The sequence below is a fragment of the Chitinophaga rhizophila genome (assembly GCF_019492185.1).
Lineage (GTDB): Bacteria > Bacteroidota > Bacteroidia > Chitinophagales > Chitinophagaceae > Chitinophaga > Chitinophaga rhizophila.
Genome location: NZ_JAICCF010000003.1, coordinates 1,270,844 through 1,289,916, shown reverse-complemented (window position 1 = coordinate 1,289,916; position 19,073 = coordinate 1,270,844). Strand labels below are relative to the sequence as shown.

Annotated in this window: 19 protein-coding genes; 5 read left to right on the top strand and 14 right to left on the bottom strand. The window is 44.8% G+C overall.

The genetic code is table 11. The features are described 5' to 3' along the window. Nucleotides 1–39: 39 nt before the first annotated feature. The 4 genes from K1Y79_RS19850 to K1Y79_RS19835 all read right to left on the bottom strand — a co-directional run bounded on the left by K1Y79_RS19850 (nt 40) and on the right by K1Y79_RS19835 (nt 3,416). Nucleotides 40–1,278, bottom strand: coding sequence for a PorT family protein (locus K1Y79_RS19850; protein ID WP_220251899.1), 1,239 nt, complete (start codon nt 1,276–1,278; stop codon nt 40–42). 66 nt (nt 1,279–1,344) lie between these two features. Then, a complete protein-coding gene (locus K1Y79_RS19845) occupies nt 1,345–2,145 on the bottom strand; it encodes an undecaprenyl-diphosphate phosphatase (protein ID WP_220251898.1) in 801 nt (266 codons plus the stop codon). A 102-nt stretch (nt 2,146–2,247) separates the two neighbouring features. Beyond that, the gene (locus tag K1Y79_RS19840; protein WP_220251897.1) at nt 2,248–2,514 is read right to left on the bottom strand and encodes a DUF3098 domain-containing protein; all 267 of its coding nucleotides are present in this window, start codon (nt 2,512–2,514) and stop codon (nt 2,248–2,250) included. A gap of 26 nt (nt 2,515–2,540) precedes the next feature. Continuing rightward, nucleotides 2,541–3,416: a cell division protein FtsX gene (locus K1Y79_RS19835; protein WP_220251896.1), complete on the bottom strand. Its 876-nt coding sequence runs from the start codon at nt 3,414–3,416 to the stop codon at nt 2,541–2,543. A gap of 138 nt (nt 3,417–3,554) precedes the next feature. On the opposite strand from K1Y79_RS19835, the gene leuS reads away from it, so the two are divergent. Beyond that, on the top strand, nt 3,555–6,323 hold the full coding sequence (gene leuS, locus K1Y79_RS19830) for a leucine--tRNA ligase (protein ID WP_220251895.1): 2,769 nt from the start codon (nt 3,555–3,557) through the stop codon (nt 6,321–6,323). A gap of 592 nt (nt 6,324–6,915) precedes the next feature. After that, complete coding sequence (locus K1Y79_RS19825; RefSeq protein WP_220251894.1) at nt 6,916–7,590, top strand: peptidoglycan DD-metalloendopeptidase family protein; 675 nt, start codon at nt 6,916–6,918, stop codon at nt 7,588–7,590. A gap of 3 nt (nt 7,591–7,593) precedes the next feature. On the opposite strand, the gene K1Y79_RS19820 is transcribed toward K1Y79_RS19825, so the two are convergent. Continuing rightward, nucleotides 7,594–8,892 (bottom strand): M28 family metallopeptidase, encoded by a 1,299-nt coding sequence (locus K1Y79_RS19820; protein WP_220251893.1) that lies wholly within the window; start codon nt 8,890–8,892, stop codon nt 7,594–7,596. A 110-nt stretch (nt 8,893–9,002) separates the two neighbouring features. On the opposite strand from K1Y79_RS19820, the gene ruvB reads away from it, so the two are divergent. Continuing rightward, complete coding sequence (ruvB, locus tag K1Y79_RS19815) at nt 9,003–10,031, top strand: Holliday junction branch migration DNA helicase RuvB (RefSeq protein ID WP_220251892.1); 1,029 nt, start codon at nt 9,003–9,005, stop codon at nt 10,029–10,031. Between the two features lie 222 nt (nt 10,032–10,253). Here the strand turns inward: ruvB and K1Y79_RS19810 are convergent, their stop codons facing one another. From K1Y79_RS19810 to K1Y79_RS19780, 7 genes are all read right to left on the bottom strand, one after another. After that, nucleotides 10,254–11,171, bottom strand: coding sequence for a bestrophin family protein (locus tag K1Y79_RS19810; protein ID WP_220251891.1), 918 nt, complete (start codon nt 11,169–11,171; stop codon nt 10,254–10,256). 21 nt (nt 11,172–11,192) lie between these two features. Then, nucleotides 11,193–11,672, bottom strand: coding sequence for a hypothetical protein (locus K1Y79_RS19805; RefSeq protein WP_220251890.1), 480 nt, complete (start codon nt 11,670–11,672; stop codon nt 11,193–11,195). 150 nt (nt 11,673–11,822) lie between these two features. After that, entirely contained in the window at nt 11,823–13,199 is a 1,377-nt protein-coding gene (locus K1Y79_RS19800; protein ID WP_220251889.1) for a HAMP domain-containing sensor histidine kinase, read from the bottom strand. Further along, a complete protein-coding gene (locus K1Y79_RS19795; protein WP_220251888.1) occupies nt 13,196–13,903 on the bottom strand; it encodes a response regulator transcription factor in 708 nt (235 codons plus the stop codon). Before K1Y79_RS19795 ends, K1Y79_RS19800 begins: the two co-directional genes overlap by 4 nt. A gap of 100 nt (nt 13,904–14,003) precedes the next feature. Next, nucleotides 14,004–14,705 (bottom strand): response regulator transcription factor, encoded by a 702-nt coding sequence (locus K1Y79_RS19790; protein WP_162333794.1) that lies wholly within the window; start codon nt 14,703–14,705, stop codon nt 14,004–14,006. Between the two features lie 117 nt (nt 14,706–14,822). Beyond that, nucleotides 14,823–15,611 carry a DUF3108 domain-containing protein gene (locus K1Y79_RS19785; protein WP_220251887.1) on the bottom strand — a complete coding sequence of 263 codons (789 nt, stop codon included), beginning with the start codon at nt 15,609–15,611 and terminating at the stop codon, nt 14,823–14,825. Nucleotides 15,612–15,620: 9 nt separating this feature from the next. Further along, a complete protein-coding gene (locus tag K1Y79_RS19780; RefSeq protein ID WP_220251886.1) occupies nt 15,621–16,568 on the bottom strand; it encodes a lysylphosphatidylglycerol synthase domain-containing protein in 948 nt (315 codons plus the stop codon). 76 nt (nt 16,569–16,644) lie between these two features. On the opposite strand from K1Y79_RS19780, the gene ruvC reads away from it, so the two are divergent. Together ruvC and K1Y79_RS19770 are read left to right on the top strand one after the other, a co-directional pair. Continuing rightward, entirely contained in the window at nt 16,645–17,205 is a 561-nt protein-coding gene (gene ruvC, locus K1Y79_RS19775; protein WP_236059704.1) for a crossover junction endodeoxyribonuclease RuvC, read from the top strand. Between the two features lie 157 nt (nt 17,206–17,362). Beyond that, nucleotides 17,363–18,067 (top strand): response regulator transcription factor, encoded by a 705-nt coding sequence (locus K1Y79_RS19770; protein WP_220251884.1) that lies wholly within the window; start codon nt 17,363–17,365, stop codon nt 18,065–18,067. Here K1Y79_RS19770 and K1Y79_RS19765 read toward each other — a convergent pair. Continuing rightward, on the bottom strand, nt 18,045–18,440 hold the full coding sequence (locus K1Y79_RS19765; protein WP_220251883.1) for an HIT family protein: 396 nt from the start codon (nt 18,438–18,440) through the stop codon (nt 18,045–18,047). The two genes, K1Y79_RS19770 and K1Y79_RS19765, sit on opposite strands and share 23 nt — an antisense overlap. Nucleotides 18,441–18,529: 89 nt before the next feature. Next, entirely contained in the window at nt 18,530–19,003 is a 474-nt protein-coding gene (gene greA, locus K1Y79_RS19760) for a transcription elongation factor GreA (protein WP_220251882.1), read from the bottom strand. Nucleotides 19,004–19,073 lie beyond the last annotated feature (70 nt).

Sequence of the window (19,073 nt, the reverse complement as noted above, 5' to 3'; positions counted from 1 at the left end):
CCGATAATGTTGTGTTATATAACTACTAATATACGCCTGTTACAACCTGAATTTAACCAGCAGCTGCAAACTGTTGATAACTGTCCGGTTACCATTCAGGGGGGCGTATCCATTGCTGGAATTATAACGAAACTCCACGCCCATTCTGGATACATCAAAACCAACTCCTGCAATAAATGACTGCTCATACTTTCTCAGCGGTTCTGCTGACTTTTCCCAGATACCAGGCCGCCATGGATATTGCGCCAGGTTCTCAGTTTCTCTGATCATCCAACCATTACCAAAACCAACATTGGCATATGGCCTGAACAGCCCTTTTAGCGGGTAAGTATATCGAATCAGGGTATTTACCTGTATGTAACTGAAGTCAAATTTGTACATACTACCCTCCCAGGGCTTGGTATGTGCCCTTGAGCGCTTATACATCACCTCTCCTACTGCCGATACATTAGGCAGTGCCTTTCCGAGCGGGATATTTACCCATGCGCCGCCAGTCAGGAATGTATTTGAATGATATGTTGCTGCTGCTACGGAATTGCCGCCTTTCACTTTAAAGCTGTTATGCGACACTCCAGCCAGCAGACCGAAAGATACCGGATATCTCACCCTCGTTCTGACACTATTTACCGGTACTGTTACCGTAGCCGGATTACTAGCTGTATTATAGGCAATAAACAGCCTCGAAAGGTTCTTCCGGTGATACTTTACCGTGCCGGCTCTGGCTGCCACAGCCGGATTATCTGCAAATAGTACCTCTAGCTGTGCATGGTAACGGTCATCCTCCACAAGGCCTTCAGTTGACGCACGATTGTAATAAGTCTTGATACATTCCAGCTCGGTAGGAGGCGCTTGTTTCCCCTCGTAAATGTAATGCGCGCGGGAATACTTGTCCATATATTCATACAGCGTGTAAACACCCCCTGTTAACTTCCGGAGAAATACCACCGCGTCCTGTATTTCCCGTTCATTCCCTTTCCGAAGATTAGCCAGCTCCTCAAAGGTAATATCAAGACGAACTTTACGCGCTGCATACGCAACATCAGGGACTGCTACCAGGAAGCCACTGATATCTGCAGGTTTGAAATGCTGCACAGTAGCATCTGATAGCTGTTGCTTAAACTGGATCTCAGTAGGAGGCTGAAACCAATCGTGAAATTCGATAAATCCTTTCAGGGAATCCTGCTGTAAGGTGATGATAGTTGCAGGAACATAATTTTGCTGCGCCATGGCGCTAAAGGCCATCAGCGTACAGAACAGGTACAGGAAACTATTTTTCATAAAAACGTTCAGGGAATAAAAAGAAGCTCCGCCTTGGGTGGGCGGAGCTGGTATTAAAAGGTAAATTTATACGGATAATTTATAGCCCATACCGATGGCTGCCAGAATAGCAATACCCACCACGATGCGGTAGTATCCCCATACTCTGAAACCATATTTCTTCAGCGCATTGATAAAGAACTTAATAGCGATCATTGCTACTACAAACGCCACTATGTTACCTATCAGCAACAGCTTCAGGTTGTTCATATCTGACATCAGCAGTTCATGACCTTTTAGCAACTTATATCCTGTTGCTGCGGCCATGGTTGGCACCGCCAGGAAAAAGGAAAATTCAGCAGCTACATTACGGGTCAGCTTCTGCTGCATACCACCGATAATGGTAGCTGCACTACGGCTTACCCCAGGTATCATGGCCACACATTGCCAGAAACCTATCCGCAACGCCTTAAAAAACGTGATATCCTCGTCCTTGTCAATGGTCGGTTGCTTGAACCAGTTATCCACAAACAGTAATACGATACCGCCTAATAGCAGCATAATACCTACTACTAACGGACTTTCCAATAGTTCATCAATCTTGTCTGCAAAGAGAAAACCTATTATCAGCGCCGGCAATACTGCGATCACCAGCTTGAGGTAAAAGTTCAATCTGTTCCTGTCAAATACCAGGAACTTTTTCCAGTACAATACGACTACCGCTAGAATAGCACCCAGCTGGATACATACTTCAAACAGTTTGGTAAATTCGTCTTTGTTGAGATTTAACAACGCACTGGTAATAACCATGTGCCCTGTTGATGAAACAGGTAAAAATTCTGTTAGTCCTTCTACAATCGCAATAATAATCGCCTGCCAGATTTCCATGACAATTAAATGGGTTTAAGTTTCTGAGGTGTGAAGTAAATATCAAAAAAAAGGCGATGAACTGCTCATCGCCATATGAATGTTCATATCTTATTTATCAGCTTATTTAGGCCTGCGCATTATAGCATAGATCTCTACTACCAGTCCCAGTACAATTACAATAGGTGCCAGGGTAATACGACGGAAACTATATACTTCTTCAGGCTTGAATGAATTAGGATCATTGCTGTTACCGCCCATCATCAACAGGAAGCCCACTACTACGATTGCCAGTCCGGCAACCATGATCTTATAATTCTCTTTTGGAAAAACGGAACGAACCTCCTGGCCCGTTTTATCAACATTAATATGTGAGGTTGCTTTACTCATATGTATGGTATGCTGTAATTATCAGATTAATAAAGATCGTCCAGTTTTAAACGCAGGTATTTCATTACAGAGCGGTGTGTACTCACCAGGGAGATACAGATACCGAGAATGATCATACCAATAAACAGTGCCGTCATCAGGAAGTAATCCCTCATACCAGCCAGTTCTGGCAGCAGCTGATCAGCACCGTAGATGAGACCTACCAGTCCGGCTATTGCCAGTATAGCACTAATGGCCCCATTGATGATACTGCGGATATCGAACGGCTTGGCAATAAACCACCGCGTAGCGCCTACCATCTGCATGGTCTTGATCAGGAAGCGGTTACTGAACATGGCAAGACGGATAGTATTGTCAATCAACACTATAACTACCAGTGACAATAACACACAAATACCCAGTATTACCAGCCCGATTTTACGGACATTTTCATTTAGTTTGCTTACAAGTCCGCGCTGGTAAGATATTTCTCTTACAATGCTCTGCTGTGAGAGGTTAGTCTCAATAATTTTAAGACTGTCCGGGTTCACATAACGCGCATTCGCCTTTACGTTAATACTTGCGTATAAGGGATTGTATTGTAAAAGTGTGATAAAATCCTCCCCAAACTCATTTTTAAAACGGTCAGCAGCCTTCTCTTTAGATACGTACTCGATCGACTTTACGTATGGGCGGGAACCGATAGAGTCACGCAGGGCGATTGCCTGTTCCTCTTTCACGTTATCCCTCAGAATCACCTGTATTTCAATACTTTCCTTGAAAAACTCACTCAGCCTGTTAGCATGTATGACAATCGTCCCGAGCGTTCCCAGCAGGAAAAGAACAAGTGCCACCCCGATAATAGAGTAGAGATAGGAAGGTTTCGATTTTTTAGATGATGATTTACCGGGTTGCTGCGCCATTAATCTACCGTTTATTGGCGAAAATAATAAAAATTAGGAGTTATGTTTACTTTTGTCATCCTTTAACGTTATTTTAAGCTGCTACATGAGCAGCTGAAATAGACTCATGCACAGATTAGAAAGAATATTAATTATTATATGGAATACAATTTCAGGGCGATTGAGAAAAAGTGGCAGGCTCGCTGGGTTGAAACGAAAGCGTACCAGGTCAGCAACAATAGCTCCAAACCCAAATGTTACGTACTGGACATGTTCCCCTACCCATCGGGAGCGGGACTCCATGTGGGACACCCACTTGGATACATATCCTCTGATATATATGCACGCTATAAAAGACTAAAAGGCTTTAACGTCCTTCACCCTATGGGTTGGGATGCCTTCGGCCTGCCGGCAGAACAATATGCCCTGGAAACAGGTCAGCATCCTGCCGTAACTACCGCCAATAACCTGGCAGCCTTTCGCAGACAGCTGGACAACATCGGCTTCTCTTTCGATTGGGAACGCGAAGTAAAGACCAGCGATCCTGGTTACTACAAATGGACGCAATGGATTTTCCTCCAGCTGTTTGATAGCTGGTTTAACCGTGCCACCCAGAAAGCTGAAAGGATAGACCAGCTGATCGCCATATTCGGACAGTCAGGTAATGCTGCACACGAATGTCCTGGTGATCGTACCATAAAATTCACTGCCGCAGAATGGAGTCAGTTCTCCGAAGCCCGTCAGCGTGAGATACTTATGCACTACCGCCTGGCCTACCTGGCCTTCGCAGAAGTAAACTGGTGCGCTGCACTGGGTACAGTACTGGCGAACGACGAAGTAGTCAATGGTGTGAGTGAGCGTGGAGGCTTCCCTGTTGTCAAAAAGAAAATGAGACAATGGTTCCTCCGTATTACCGAGTACGCTAACCGACTGCTGGACGGACTGGAAACAGTATCCTTCAGCGAAGCTATGAAAGAAATGCAGCGTAACTGGATCGGTAAAAGCCAGGGTGCTGAGATCACTTTCAGTATAGACGGTGTTGAAAATGCAGGCGTTACCGTATATACAACCCGCCCTGATACCATCTTTGGCGTAGACTTTATGGTGTTAGCGCCAGAACATGACCTGGTATCACTCATCACAACTCCCGACCAAAAGGCAGAAGTAGACAAATACCTTGATTATGTGCAGAGCCGTTCAGAGAGAGAACGTCTGGCTGAAGTAAAACAGATCACCGGTTGCTTTACCGGCGCTTATGTGCTCAATCCGTTCAACGGTCAGCGCATTCCGGTATGGATCTCTGAATATGTGCTGGCAGGATATGGCACCGGCGCAATCATGGCCGTTCCTTGCGGCGACCAGCGTGACTTTAACTTCGCTAAACACTTCGACATCCACATTACCAATATTATTGGTGATGCGTTCAATGGTGAAGAGGCAAACGCAACCAAAGAGGCCACGCTGCAGAATAGCGACTTCCTGGATGGCATGAACATGCGGGAAGCCATGGATGTGGTAATTGACAAAATAGAAGCATTAGGTCTCGGTAAACGCCAGATTAACTATAAAATGAGAGACTCCGGTTTCAGCCGTCAGCGCTACTGGGGTGAGCCGTTCCCGATCGTTTTCAAAAATGGTATTCCTTACGCACTGAACGAAAAAGAACTGCCATTGACACTTCCGCACGTAGAAAACTACAAGCCGGGTGAAGAAGGTGAAGGGCCGCTGGCTAATATCACTGATTGGGTAACTGTTGATGCTGAGACGAAAAGGGAGACTAATACAATGCCTGGTTATGCAGGCTCCAGCTGGTATTTCCTGCGTTATGCCGATCCTAAGAATACGGAAGTATTTGCTGATCGTGCAGCAACAGACTACTGGAACCAGGTAGATGTTTATGTAGGAGGTACCGAACACGCAGTAGGTCACCTGCTGTATTCCCGTATGTGGACTAAAGCGCTGTATGATCTCGGCTTCATCGGATTCCAGGAGCCATACAAAAAGCTGATTAACCAGGGGATGATCGGCGGTAGCTCACGCATGGTGTATCGCGTTCGCGGTACTAATACTTACGTTTCTCATGGCCTGAAAGATCAATATGAGACAGATGAATTACATACAGATGTAAATATTGTCGATGGTCTGGAACTGGATATTGAGGCGTTTAAAAATTGGCGTCCTGCTAATAAAGATGCCGAATTTATACTGGAAGATGGAAAGTACATCTGTGGAGTTGTGCTTGAGAAAATGAGTAAAGGAAAGTATAACACCGTCAACCCGGATGACATCGTAGAGAGATTCGGCGCTGATACCTTCCGTATGTATGAAATGTTCCTTGGCCCTGTAGAGCAGTCCAAACCTTGGGATACCAAAGGCATTGAAGGCGTACACCGCTTCCTGAAGAAACTATGGCGTCTTTTCGCTGATGAGCAGAAAGGTTTGATTGTAACAGATGCTCCGCCCACAGCTGAAGAGCTCAAAGCGCTGCACAAGACGATTCAGAAGATCGACGCAGACACCGAGAACTTCTCTTACAATACAGCAGTAAGCCAGTTTATGATCTGTGTGAATGAACTGAGCAGCCTTAAATGCAACAAACGCAGTATACTGGAACCGTTACTGGTATTACTCACCCCGTATGCGCCGCACATCGCTGAAGAGCTGTGGCACCTGTTAGGTCATACTACCAGCATTCTGGATGCTCCATATCCGGTATTTGAAGAACAATATACCAAGGAGAGCGCATTTAACTACCCTATCGCCGTAAACGGTAAGACACGTACTGAACTGAGCTTCGCACTAGACGCAGACAATGCAGCTATTGAAAAGGAAGTACTTGCTAACGAGGCCGTGCAGAAATGGATAGATGGTAAACCAGTAAAGAAAATAGTGATAGTTAAAGGCAGAATGATCAACCTGGTTGTTTAATGTCAGACATGATATAAAAGAGACAGCCCTGTCAATTGACAGGGCTGTCTCTTTTATATCTTCCTCCGACGCTTCACCGATAGGTTTGAATATAACTAGCAACCTCCTGGCGACGAACTAGACGTGGACTTGAATACAACTAGCAACCTACTAGCGACGAATTAGACGTGGACTTGAATACAACTAGCTACCTACTAGCGACGAACTAGACGTGAACTTGAATATAACTAGCGACCTCCTGGCGACGAACTAGACCTGGACTTGAATACAACTAGCGACCTGCTAGCGACGAACTAGACGTGGACTTGAATACAACTAGCGACCTGCTAGCGACGAACTAGACGTGGACTTGAATACAGCTAGTGACCTCCTGGCGACGAACTAGACGTGGACTTGAATATAACTAGCGACCTCCTGGCGACGAAGAAGCGTCGAATCTGAGGCAGAGGCGAAAGCCTACTACTGTTTCACTTGTCCACACCTACCTACTCAGCTGCACGCATCCAAACACGTAGGAAGATTATTGCCGGATAGGTACAGCCGCTCAGTTTTATAACTAATTTCTGTATTTTGTTCCCCTTAACCGGTCAACATGTTAGATAAGATCTTAGAACGTTACCAGCCTTTTCAGCCTGTAGTATTGCTTGATCCCGAGATCGACAGGCTTCTGCTGATGGATTTTACAGAGAGAAACACCTCCCTTACACCGGAAATAATTGATAATACCGGTTTATTCTCCAATTATGTCGATCAGCTGCTGAAAGATCATGAATGCACTTTCGGTATTGGCGGTTATGCGGAGCACCGCACTATCTACTCTCGGAATGATCACTTCTCGACCGCTGAGGAACCTCGTGGATTTCACCTGGCAATTGATATCTGGGGACCTACCGGTACCCATGTCTTCGCTCCGATGGATGGCACGGTACATAGCTTCCGTTTCAATGATGCTCACGGCGACTATGGCGCAACTATTATACTACAGCACCAGCTCGAAGGATATACTTTTCATACCCTTTACGGCCATCTTTCGCTGAAAGACCTGGAAGGGCTACACGAGGGTATGAGAGTAGCAGCCGGACAGCTCATCGCTCATTTCGGAGATACTACTGAAAACGGGCATTGGCCTCCTCACCTGCATTTCCAGATCATTATTGACATGGAAGGTAAGCAGGGAGACTATCCCGGTGTATGCCGTTACAGCCAAAGAGAACAATACCTCGCTAACTGCCCCGACCCCGACCTTATACTCCAGCTGATGCCTTAATACTTATCGCTGTGTGACAGTGCTTTTGTCAATACGGGTAGGCGTATCCTTACCATCTACTATTGAGCGGGCGCTGGTAGCTATTGCCTGAATAATGCTTGTAATATTATCCAGATCGAGGGTTTCTATTTCGTCATTCACGCTATGGTAAAGCTCATCTTTATCAATCTGTGTGGTCGAGATAGTATGTGCAGGTACACCCAGTCTGGCCAGTGTAGCATTGTCTGAACGGTAAAACAGCTGCTGCTCCGGATATGGATCGGGATGGAAGCGGAATTTGGAAGCGGCCAGGTTTTTACCCAGAATCTCACCAAAGTTAGAACGTTCATAACCGGTGATGAAGGCACTGTTCTTACCAAACTTAGACTCTTTACCAATCATCTCGATATTAAACATGGCTATAATCTTCTCCGGATCCAGCTGACGGGAGAAGTAACGGGAACCATACCCTCCGATTTCTTCGCCGGTAAAGGCAACGAACAGGATACTCCGTACCGGCGGATGTGCCATGAAATACCTGGCCAGCAACAATACTGCTGTTACACCACTGGCATCATCATCAGCGCCATTAGCTATGCTATCTTGCTCCACGGGTTTCTGGAAACCAATATGGTCATAATGGCCAGAGAAAATGACATATTCTTCAGGCTTACCGGTACCGGGTATCATGCCGGCAATGTTGCAGAGCGGCAGGCGGGTAACCTCTTGTTTTGCCTCCAGCGACCAGCTGTCAAACTCCCCGTCATCGGCTGTTTTTAATACGAAAGCTACAGCTGCAGTACTATCCTGCTTGCCGGCTCCATGTTGCTGAACAGCCTTAATGTACATTCCAAACTTCTCATTGTGAGCCTGATCAACCCATACTATGGTTGGCATGGTGCTGCGTTTCAACTCTCTAAGTTTGTTTTCAAAGCTATCTCCGGCAGCAATAACTGCCTTTTCTACCTTTGAATCCTGGTTCCAGTTAATATGGGTTTCTACACCGGTTACGAATACGCGGCTGCTCGAAACAGGCTGGCCATTCAGTATCAGGTCCTGGCGTAGAGGCTTGGTATCGTACTGGAAAAACGATTGCCTGAAATCATTATCACCTTTGAGCGGTTGGAGGCCCGCGGCAGCAAATTCTTTTTCGAGGAAGACGGCTGCTTTTTCAGCGCCTGGCTTGAATGTTTCCCGACCTTCCATATCATCGGCAGCCAGAACGGATAGGATACGTTTAACCTCTGTTTTTTTGATCTGCTGTCCCTGGGCAAACAGGGCTGTCAGGCATAGTGCAGGCAGAATGATATAATGTTTTCTCATGTTGTGACCTTTCCGGGTTGCGTTATTTTGAATTGAATATATACAATATACCAAACAATGCCGCAAGCTGATGTCGGGACAGCTATATTTTTGGTAACTTTCGCCCTGATATGTCTAATCCGATAAGACCAGATGAACACCGCCAGAGTGCGGCAGAAAAGGAGTTTGAGAATAGTATCCGGCCCCGGGAGATCGTAGATTTCTCCGGACAGGACCAGATTATAGAGAACCTGAAAATATTTATCAAGGCTGCTAAATTAAGAGGAGAAGCGCTGGATCATATCCTGTTCCATGGCCCTCCGGGATTGGGTAAAACAACCCTGTCCCGTATTGTGGCGAATGAAATGGGGGTGAGTATCAAGGAAACGTCAGGTCCGGTAATTGAGAAACCAGGCGATCTTGCAGGCTTGCTGACCAATCTCGAAGATAAAGACGTTCTCTTTATCGATGAGATCCACCGGCTTAGTACGGTAGTAGAAGAATACCTGTATTCTGCCATGGAGGACTACCGCATTGACATCATGATAGATACAGGACCGAGTGCCCGTTCCATACAGATTTCACTGCTGCCTTTTACCCTGATCGGCGCTACGACACGTTCCGGCTTACTTACAGCTCCGCTGTTATCCCGTTTTGGTATCAAATCCCGGTTGGAGTACTACAATGCTGCAACTTTGCAGAAGATTATATGGAGAGCAGCTGATATCTTACATTCAAAGATCACATCCGATGCCGCCATGGAGATAGCCCGCCGTTCACGTGGTACCCCGCGTATCGCTAACGGACTGCTCAGAAGGGTACGTGATTTTGCACAGGTGGTGGGCAATGGCACTATAGATCTGGAAATAGCACAGTTTAGCCTGAAAGCGTTGAATGTGGATGAATATGGCCTGGATGAGATGGACAACCGCATCCTGCAGGTAATCATTGAAAACTTTAAAGGAGGACCAGTGGGTATTACGACTATTGCAACGGCCGTAGGCGAGGAAGCGGGAACACTGGAAGAAGTATATGAACCCTTTCTGATACAGGAAGGCTTTATCAAACGTACACCGAGAGGAAGAGAAGTGACAGAGAAGGCTTATGTACATCTGGGCAAAACACCGAGAAGCGGGGGGGCTCCCGGGATGTTATTCTGAGCATAGCTTTTACACTGAAAATACAGGAACTGTATAAAAAAACTTAAGGGAGCAAAAGCTCCCTTACTTGTTTCCTCCATATAACACTCTATATCCATGTTAGGACCGCGTCTGGCGCAATATTTCTCCCTTCCTGAATCTTTGATTAATCTGATGTTCAAAATACGCCAGAACGCTATCCCTCCTCCAACAGAGTAAGTGTAGGTTGTACAGCTATTATTATTACATAATGTAGAATGTTTGTTCGTTATTCACAGTCGTCTCCGGCAATTGATGATCATTCAGCATCTGCTTCAGATCTCGCTCAATAGTCCTTGAGATAGCTGTCATTGGTGTATCCGTAGGTTTATTGTCAAACGGATCCTGCAGATGAATCGCCATCTTTTCTATCAGTAGAAAAGAAGCTGCGATGGCTACTACAAGCGGTACTTCCACCAGGCCAAAGTACTCTATCAATGCAAACGGCAACAGCAGTATAAAGAAGTTCAGTGCAAAATGAATATATAAGCTGTAAGTCGCCGGGAACACGGTGTTCTTAATACGCTCACATTTACCCATTCCATCACTAAAGCGCGTCAACATCTGGTCCAGCGCTACCTGCTGATATTCGTTCACCCATCCCTGCTTTAATGCATAGTTCAGGTCGCGGGCATGCAACTCAAGTAATGCCATGGGAACATTAGCATACCTGGAGACTTGTGAAACTTCCCTTTTGGAAATATAGCGTTCAAGTCCCTCCTTGCCGTCCAGTCCTCGTAGAGACTGGCTGAGAGAATAACACCAGGCTATCTGACGGCGTATCATTCTTTCTCTGAAATGACTGACCTCTTCTGAATCGTAAGAAGTTTCGTCCACAAAGGATAGCACTTGCCTGGCAAAAGACCGGGAATCGTTCACTATTCCTCCCCATACTGTTCTTGCTTCCCACCAACGGTCATATGCCTGGTTGGAGCGAAAGGCCAGCAAAAGGGATATTACAGTTCCCATTATCATTGGCACTGACAATGGAATTGCCATGTGCTTAAGGTTGAACCTGTCGTGCAGCACTACAATGACCAAGGTATATACCGCTACGAGCAGGATCTCAAATTTGATTTTCCCTAAAACGTACTTCAACGGGATGTTCTTTTTCAGTAACATCTTGTAACGGTTTAATTGTTTCTATGCCTCAAACAACTCCGACATTGCGGACACCAGGTACTTCTCCTTTCTTGGCGTCAACGGTATTTGCTGCACAGGATATTTGCTTTTTCTGATCAACTCCGCAGGATTGAAACTGTTCGGACCAGCTTTACGGAACTCCTCCTTTGCTGCACACGCTATGATATCTATATTGTGATACAGCAGAAAGTTTCTGAATACTCCTTTTCCGTTCCCTATTAGAAATTCTGTTTTCATTGACTGAATAACAGAGGCATATTTGTTCTTTATGATCTCGCAAGCATCTTTATAGTCAGCCGTGATCAGGTCATGGTGAGATGTTCTCCTCGAAAGCATCATCAGATCCATGATAGAAGTAGGCATTTCTATAGCATGCATTAATACTAGATTAAGCGGTTCACCACCAAAGCGTTCAACAACACCGTGTACTACCCGCAGAGATCTAATTGAAAAATCTGTTGGAATCAATACGTGCTTCATTGGTAATTCATTTGATACAAAGTTACCAGCACGAGATTAGTAACAGGTAAATAGGAGATAAAAAGCAGTTAAAAAGAAAGTAAAAATGCCGTAAGAAAACCGGCATCTGGTAAGAAAGTCTTCATAAAACGGTAAGAAATCAGTAAGAAATCACACTGGACGCTTATATGTAGGCAGGGTTATACGGATTTCAGTGCCCTGATCCTCCCAGCTGTTTACAATGATATTCCCCCCATGCAGGCGTACAATATTACGCGCAAGCGGTAATCCGATACCATATCCTTTATATCCACTGGTATTAGATGCACGGAAGAACGGATCATAGATAAATGGCAGATCCTGGGCAGGAATGCCAATACCATTGTCTTTAATGATAATAACGTTATCGTTATCAGTAGCAGCCAAGGCTATAGTAGCAGGGCGGTTGTCAGAATATTTGCAGGCGTTCTGGACAATGTTGCTAAGTGCCAGTTGCAATAACTGTGGGTCGCCTAATATGAGGAGTTTATCTTCCTCCTCCGGTAGCATCGAATAATCAATTTCTACCTGATTTTCCGGGTTAATACGATCAATGGTTTCTTTTACTGTAAAGATCAACTCATCTGTACGGATCTTCTCCAGTCGTTGCTTCTTATCGGTAAAACCGGTCTGTGCAAGATTCAGTAAGCTTTTTGTAATATGTTCCAGTCTTTCCGCCTCCCTTAATATCACAGATAATGATTGCTGATATTGTTCGTCAGATCGCTTTTTATTGAGTGCCAGCTCTGCCTCTCCAATAATAGTAGTTAAGGGTGTGCCAAGTTCATGAGAGGCATTGCTAACAAAGTTATTTTGTGTCTCGAAGGCAGTCTCCAAGCGGTCCAGCATATTGTTGAACGTCAGAGACAACTCACTCATTTCATCATCACTGTCAGGCGTGTCCAACCGTAAATGTAGATTATGCGCGCGGATATTCTTTACACGGGCAGTTATCTGGCGTACAGGTTGCAGGATATAGCGGGAGAAGAACAACCCGGCTGTTACTATTACCACAGCGGCAAGTATCAGGCAGATGAGTAGTGTTCTTCTCAGCTCGGTCATAAATTCTTTACCATATACATTACTGGCAGAGACAATTACAATATATCTGCCGGCCTCATTCTCGAACAGTACTCCCTGGAAGAATGTATCCTTATACCGGTAAGTGGCTTTTCCAAAGGCCTTTATTTTATCATAAAATCCTGAGCGTAGAGGGGACAGGTCAGGATACCTGGGGGGCTTGCCTATAGTATCCAGCCGGATGAAATATTCCTTTTCATGCGGTAGCCGTTCCAGGTGTTCATTCCTGATTTCTGCATATGCCGCACTATTCCCTTCATCTGTTGTAAGGCGGGCACGAGCGGCAATATAGGCTCTGATTTCAAGCCGCTTGTAGAAGTCGTCAAAAGACTGTCTGTTAATAAGAAAATAGGCAAACGCTACCATCATAACAATGATGGAGACAGTAAGTCCTGTAAACAGGCCTAATATCTTATTACGTATGGTCATTCTTCTTCTTTGAGCATGTATCCCATACCGACCACCGTTTGTATCAGTGCCGGCTGATCTTTACGATTTACTTTTTTCCGGAGGTAGTTGACGTATACATCTACCACTTTGGTATTCATGTTGAAGTCAACCCCCCATACGTTCTCCAGTATTTCCATCCTTGACAGTACACGCCGGGGATTGCGCATCATATATTCCAGTAACCTGTATTCAGTAGCAGTCAGGGTGATGTTTTCTCCATACCTGCTGGCGCTTTTGGTGTTCAGGTCCAGTTCGAGGTCGGCCACCTTCAGTACATTGCTATTATTCTGTATGGCAGTAGTAGCAACAGTGACGTTCGCATCGTTATTACGGCGTAATAGTGACCGGATACGCGCAAGTAGCTCTGCCTGTTTGAATGGCTTTACCAGGTAATCATCAGCGCCACTATCTAGGCCGGCTACGACATTCTCTGTAGATCCAAGTGCGGTCAGCATAAGGATTGGAGTAGTCATCTGTTGTTTACGCAGAGCTTTACAAACGGCAATCCCGTTCATACCTGGTAGCATGACATCCAGAATGATCAGCTGGAAGCTGTATTCTGTTGCCATTTGTAATCCTGAATGCCCATCCAGTGCTACGCTTACATCATACCCGGCCTCAGTGAGGTAGCGGCGTATGAATGATACAACCGATGGTTCATCTTCAATAAGTAAAAGTTTCATTACATCTCTGATATGCTTTGCTACAAACAAAAAGCTCCTGGCGGAAAGTCTTTCAGACTACATTCGCCGGGAGCTTTTCCATTATACTCTCGTAATATGATCAGTCCTTCACTACCAGGCGGAAACCATTTCCATGGATATTAACTATTTCAATATCCGGGTCTTCTTTCAGGTATTTACGCAATTTGGCAATATAAACGTCCATGCTACGACCATTGAAGTAAGTATCACTACCCCATATCTTTTTCAGAGCAAGTTCCCTTGGCAGCAGATCGTTCTTATGTTCGCAGAGCATACGCAGCAATTCATTCTCTTTAGGAGACAGGGTGTGCGAGTCGCCATCTCTTGTAAGAGTACGCAGACGGGCATTAAATGCATAACGTCCGATACGGAACTCATGCTGCTCTTCCTCCTTGCTGTTCAATTCCTGGTTACGTTTGAGTATCGCCTTTATTTTGAGTAGAAGCAGTTCGCTATCAAATGGTTTGGAGATATAGTCATCTGCACCAAGTTTATATCCGTGGATAACATCTTCTTTCATTGTCTTGGCAGACAGGAAGAACAACGGAATATCCGGATCAACGTCACGGATTTCTTCTGCCAGTTTAAAACCATCCATATTGGGCATCATGATGTCCAGCAGGCAGATGTCAAATTTCTCGCGTCTGAAGGCTGCCAGTGCAAGTATACCGTCCCGGCACAGTTCCACATCGTAGTCATTCAGTTCGAGGTAATTCTTCAGGACCATACCCAGGTTGGTATCGTCTTCCGCCAGCAATATCTTTGGTTTACGTTCTTCCATATTCAATAAAGTATTAATGTGCAAACAAATATAGGTATTATTATAGTCCGCAAATGACAGGCCATTGCATACAGAACGTTAAAATTAGGTGAAAAGCGGACGATAATACCCGGTAGGCTACTTACGGATCAGGGAGGTGAAGTTATACCGGAGGTTTTTGTAATCGACCATATCCACTTTGATACTACCTACTGAGATAGGGCTATCTACACGGAGGGGTACTTTATTAGCGTCGTCGCTTACCCACACTGTCATTTTCTCTCCTCCCTCGAACATGGTACCTTGTATCAGGAGTGGTGCAAACTTGATAGCGCGAAACTTCCCGAACTTGGTTTCCACTGTTTCTTTGCCGATATAACGGATATAGATATTGTAAACTTTGTCGTCAAGGAACATATTGAAGAATATCTTATCGCCGGGTTTGTACTTGTCAAAGTTGATATTCCGGGCATAATAGATGGCGCTGATCACATCCTGTGTGCAATTGGGTATTTTCTGTGTGGATGTGTTACTGATGGCTGTATTCTGGGCATGATTGAAGGTTACGTTCTGGTTTATTTTATAACCGCCTTCATTTACATTCCTTACAAAGCGCTGAGGCTGAAGGGAGGCTGTATCGATGTAGCTTTCGTACTTGTCTCTTACTTTAAAGAACCAGTCATAGGTACGGAAGGTCTTACCATCACCGGTAACATGGTATACATCTCTTCCATTGAGTTTTTCCAGGTTACAGGTAAATACGGCTTCCCCTGCTCCTACGAAGAGTTTGCCCAGGTTATAATATACCTTAAATGTGATACTTTCGCCGGCTTTGAAACTGGTATTCGTAAGTCCACAAAATTCATTCTGCGCTGATACAGGGCGGATAGCGGCCAGACTAATGATTAATAGTAGAAGAAACCTCATTGATGAAAGCTATTTTTCCTTAAAAATCTTGATTCCCAGCAACAACACACTTCCCAGGATGGCTGGCAGAACCAGGTTTATTACCCAGATGCATACAGTGGCAGCGATGATTCCCGGACTATTGGCACTCAGTAATCCCATGAAGTACAGGCTGACTTTTCCTCTGAGTCCAAGTTCCGCAATAGCGATCGTAGGTACCAGGGCCATTACAAGATAAACAACAGCATTCATCAAAAATCCTTGCCACCAGAGCATCTCCACGCCCAATGTGTCAAGCAAAATCAAATACTGTGCCGAGAAGACCACATATCTGACGGCTGAAAGCAGGAGTAGATGTTCGAGGTCACCAGCTGAGTAACGAACAATGATCTGCACAAATATCCTGGCTTTTCTCAACAATGGGATCTTTTCAAATATGGCCAGGATGATTTGCAGTCTAAAATATAACAATATGACCAAGGCACAAATAACTATTAGCAATCCTACCAGAATTTTCTCCCAGAAGTGAGGGGCAAAATAGTTATTTCCCTTAACCAGCGGGAATTTGTTGATATAATAGCACAGTCCTGTTAACCCAAAGATAATAGTCACGATTAGCTGGCTGAAGCTGCCCACCATTGTGGCAGCAATCCCTTTCAGCTTACTGCGGTTGTTCCGGAGGTATAATACCCGGCCGCCATATTCACCGATACGGTTAGGGGTGTTGATAGAAAAAGATACTCCTGAGAGTACTGCGCTAAAGGCTCTAAAGAACGATATGTGTTGCAACGGCTTGACCAGTAATTGCCATTTTCGGGCTTCCAGGCCCCAGTTTAACAACATTCCTATGAGTACAAGTACTAAGGCAAGTCCGCCTTTACTCCTGAGAGTGCCCATCATCTGCCATAATGAAGCCGTCAGATTGGGCTGATGCAGCAATTGTGTATAGATAGAATAGGCTAACCACGTAAAAAGCACTGCTCCCAGCAGATAATTGAGAATTATTTTGGTATTTTTGTTCAGACATCAAGATTTTGGCAAAAATAAACTGTGGTTGGCAAACAAGTCAAAAATAATTCTGGGCATTGACCCCGGTACACTTGTGATGGGTTACGGACTGATATTGGTAGAGGGATCTAAAGCCAGCCTGCTGGAAATGGATGTGCTCAAACTGTCCCGTCATAAAGACCACTATGAAAGGCTACAACTGATACACGCCCGTGTAAATGAACTGATACATTTGCACAAACCGGTTTCCTGCGCAATTGAAGCTCCTTTCTTTGGTAAAAACGTGCAAAGCATGTTAAAGCTTGGCCGTGCCCAGGGCGTAGCTATAGCCACTGCAATGCAGGCAGGAGTACCCGTTACAGAATACTCTCCAAAAAAAGTCAAACAGTCTATTACCGGCAATGGTAATGCCGATAAAGAGCAGATTTGGCAGATGTTACAAAGAATATTACACTTTAATGAACGTCCTGAGTACCTGGATGCTTCCGATGCACTCGCTGTTGCCGTGTGTCACCACTTTCAGGAATCAAGCGTATTACCGGATACACGTAAAGCCAAAGGATGGGATCAATTCCTTCAAAAGCACCCCGATAGAATTATAGGATAATATTTTGTCTGACAGATAATTCCAGGTTTAACGCTGACGTTTTTCCAGAAGTTGAGAAATTGTATTTACTTTGAATCAAAATCTTCATAAATGCCCCGTAAGGTACTTGGGGCTTTTCACCATGAATATGGTATTTATATAATCAGCATCACAAGCTATGAAAGCAAGAATCCTATTGGTGGAAGATGATCAGAATGTTGGTGCGGTAACTAAGAAACGACTGGAAGAAGCAGGCTACGACGTGGTACATAGCACAGACGGACAGATGGCCTGGGAACAATTCCAGTCGCGAACCTTTGATATATGTTTACTGGATGTTGTTATGCCTAAAAAAGACGGCTTTACACTGGCAGAACAAATCCGTAGAAAAAATGACTTCATCCCCATTCTCTTTCTGACATCGAAAGCACTGGATGAAGATAAAATCAAAGGGTTCAAGACCGGCGCAGACGATTACATAACCAAACCATTCAGCATGCAGGAACTCCTGCTGCGTATTGAAGTATTCCTGAAACGGAGCAAAGCTGCTCACACCGCATCAGAAAAACGCACACAGTACAATATAGGCAAACTCACCTTTGACTATAATGACCTCATCCTCCGTGAAAAGAACGGAGAAGTCTCCAGTACACTTACCCAAAAAGAAGCCGACCTGCTCAAGTATCTCTGCGATAATGCAAATAAGACACTCAAACGGGAAGAAATATTGTTTCACGTATGGGGAAAGGATGACTATTTTCTGGGCCGCAGCATGGACGTATTCATTACCAAACTCAGAAAACACTTTAAGTCAGACCCCTCCATCAAATTAGAAACCCTACACGGAGTAGGTTTCCGGTTTAACGTTCCAGGCCAGCTATAATCTGTTGCTGAATGGCCTTAAATTCCTCCTCAGTCAACTTCAGCTTAGGCCGCGCAAAGTTCATATCATCGGATGAGTTGATAGGTATCAGGTGCATATGAGCATGTGGTACTTCCAGCCCAACCACGCTTATACCTACACGATTGCAGGGAAAGTTACGCTCTATAGACTGTGCAATAGGCTTCGCAAACAATAACCACTCCCCCAGCAGATCATCCGTCAAATCAAAAAACTTGTCAATTTCTACCTTGGGTACGATAAGCGTATGACCTTTCACTAACGGAAATATATCCAGAAAGGCATAAAAACTATCGTTCTCGGCTATCTTGTAACTTGGTATCTCTCCTTTGATGATCTTTGTGAAAACAGACATGGGTTTCGTTTTAATCTGCCTAAAGTTATAAAAAAAAGCCCGCCCTTGCTGGAAACAAGGGCGGGCTTTGTGCAAAAATATGCTGCTACTTATATCGTAATATTCTCAATCTTAAATTTCATACTACCATTAGGTGCCTGTACATCCGCAACGTCACCAACTGCCTTGCCCAACAGGCCCTTGCCAATCGGAGATGTTACAGAGATCTTGTTCTGCTTCAGATCAGCTTCCTTCTCGGAAACCAACTGGTAGGTAAATGTCTTCTTATTAGCCAGATTTGTAATGGTTACCTTACATAATATGGATACTTTGGAGGTATCAATGGAATCCGCTTCCACCACTCTTGCCGTTGCTATCGCGCTCTCCAGTACTGCAACTTTTGCTTCGTGCATACCTTGTGCTTCTTTAGCAGCATCATACTCCGCATTCTCTTTGAGGTCACCTTTTTCCCGCGCTTCCGCAATGGCCCTGGCTATCTCTGCGCGTCCCTTGGTTTTCAGGAAGGTGAGTTCCTCACGCATCTGCTCCAGCGTCTCTTTGGTAACGTAGTTTATACCAGACATAACGTTATGTTTTTGAAATAAAGAAAAAAAATCAACGCCTCCGTTTGCACAGAAGCGTTGCAAGATTGGT

What these genes read in the sequence shown, in the direction of transcription:
- K1Y79_RS19850 (WP_220251899.1), bottom strand. Translation starts at nt 1,278, where the DNA reads ATGAAAAATAGTTTCCTGTACCTGTTCTGTACGCTGATGGCCTTTAGC.
- K1Y79_RS19845 (WP_220251898.1), bottom strand. Translation starts at nt 2,145, where the DNA reads ATGGAAATCTGGCAGGCGATTATTATTGCGATTGTAGAAGGACTAACA.
- K1Y79_RS19840 (WP_220251897.1), bottom strand. Translation starts at nt 2,514, where the DNA reads ATGAGTAAAGCAACCTCACATATTAATGTTGATAAAACGGGCCAGGAG.
- K1Y79_RS19835 (WP_220251896.1), bottom strand. Translation starts at nt 3,416, where the DNA reads ATGGCGCAGCAACCCGGTAAATCATCATCTAAAAAATCGAAACCTTCC.
- leuS (WP_220251895.1), top strand. Translation starts at nt 3,555, where the DNA reads ATGGAATACAATTTCAGGGCGATTGAGAAAAAGTGGCAGGCTCGCTGG.
- K1Y79_RS19825 (WP_220251894.1), top strand. Translation starts at nt 6,916, where the DNA reads ATGTTAGATAAGATCTTAGAACGTTACCAGCCTTTTCAGCCTGTAGTA.
- K1Y79_RS19820 (WP_220251893.1), bottom strand. Translation starts at nt 8,892, where the DNA reads ATGAGAAAACATTATATCATTCTGCCTGCACTATGCCTGACAGCCCTG.
- ruvB (WP_220251892.1), top strand. Translation starts at nt 9,003, where the DNA reads ATGTCTAATCCGATAAGACCAGATGAACACCGCCAGAGTGCGGCAGAA.
- K1Y79_RS19810 (WP_220251891.1), bottom strand. Translation starts at nt 11,171, where the DNA reads ATGTTACTGAAAAAGAACATCCCGTTGAAGTACGTTTTAGGGAAAATC.
- K1Y79_RS19805 (WP_220251890.1), bottom strand. Translation starts at nt 11,672, where the DNA reads ATGAAGCACGTATTGATTCCAACAGATTTTTCAATTAGATCTCTGCGG.
- K1Y79_RS19800 (WP_220251889.1), bottom strand. Translation starts at nt 13,199, where the DNA reads ATGACCATACGTAATAAGATATTAGGCCTGTTTACAGGACTTACTGTC.
- K1Y79_RS19795 (WP_220251888.1), bottom strand. Translation starts at nt 13,903, where the DNA reads ATGAAACTTTTACTTATTGAAGATGAACCATCGGTTGTATCATTCATA.
- K1Y79_RS19790 (WP_162333794.1), bottom strand. Translation starts at nt 14,705, where the DNA reads ATGGAAGAACGTAAACCAAAGATATTGCTGGCGGAAGACGATACCAAC.
- K1Y79_RS19785 (WP_220251887.1), bottom strand. Translation starts at nt 15,611, where the DNA reads ATGAGGTTTCTTCTACTATTAATCATTAGTCTGGCCGCTATCCGCCCT.
- K1Y79_RS19770 (WP_220251884.1), top strand. Translation starts at nt 17,363, where the DNA reads ATGAAAGCAAGAATCCTATTGGTGGAAGATGATCAGAATGTTGGTGCG.
- K1Y79_RS19765 (WP_220251883.1), bottom strand. Translation starts at nt 18,440, where the DNA reads ATGTCTGTTTTCACAAAGATCATCAAAGGAGAGATACCAAGTTACAAG.
- greA (WP_220251882.1), bottom strand. Translation starts at nt 19,003, where the DNA reads ATGTCTGGTATAAACTACGTTACCAAAGAGACGCTGGAGCAGATGCGT.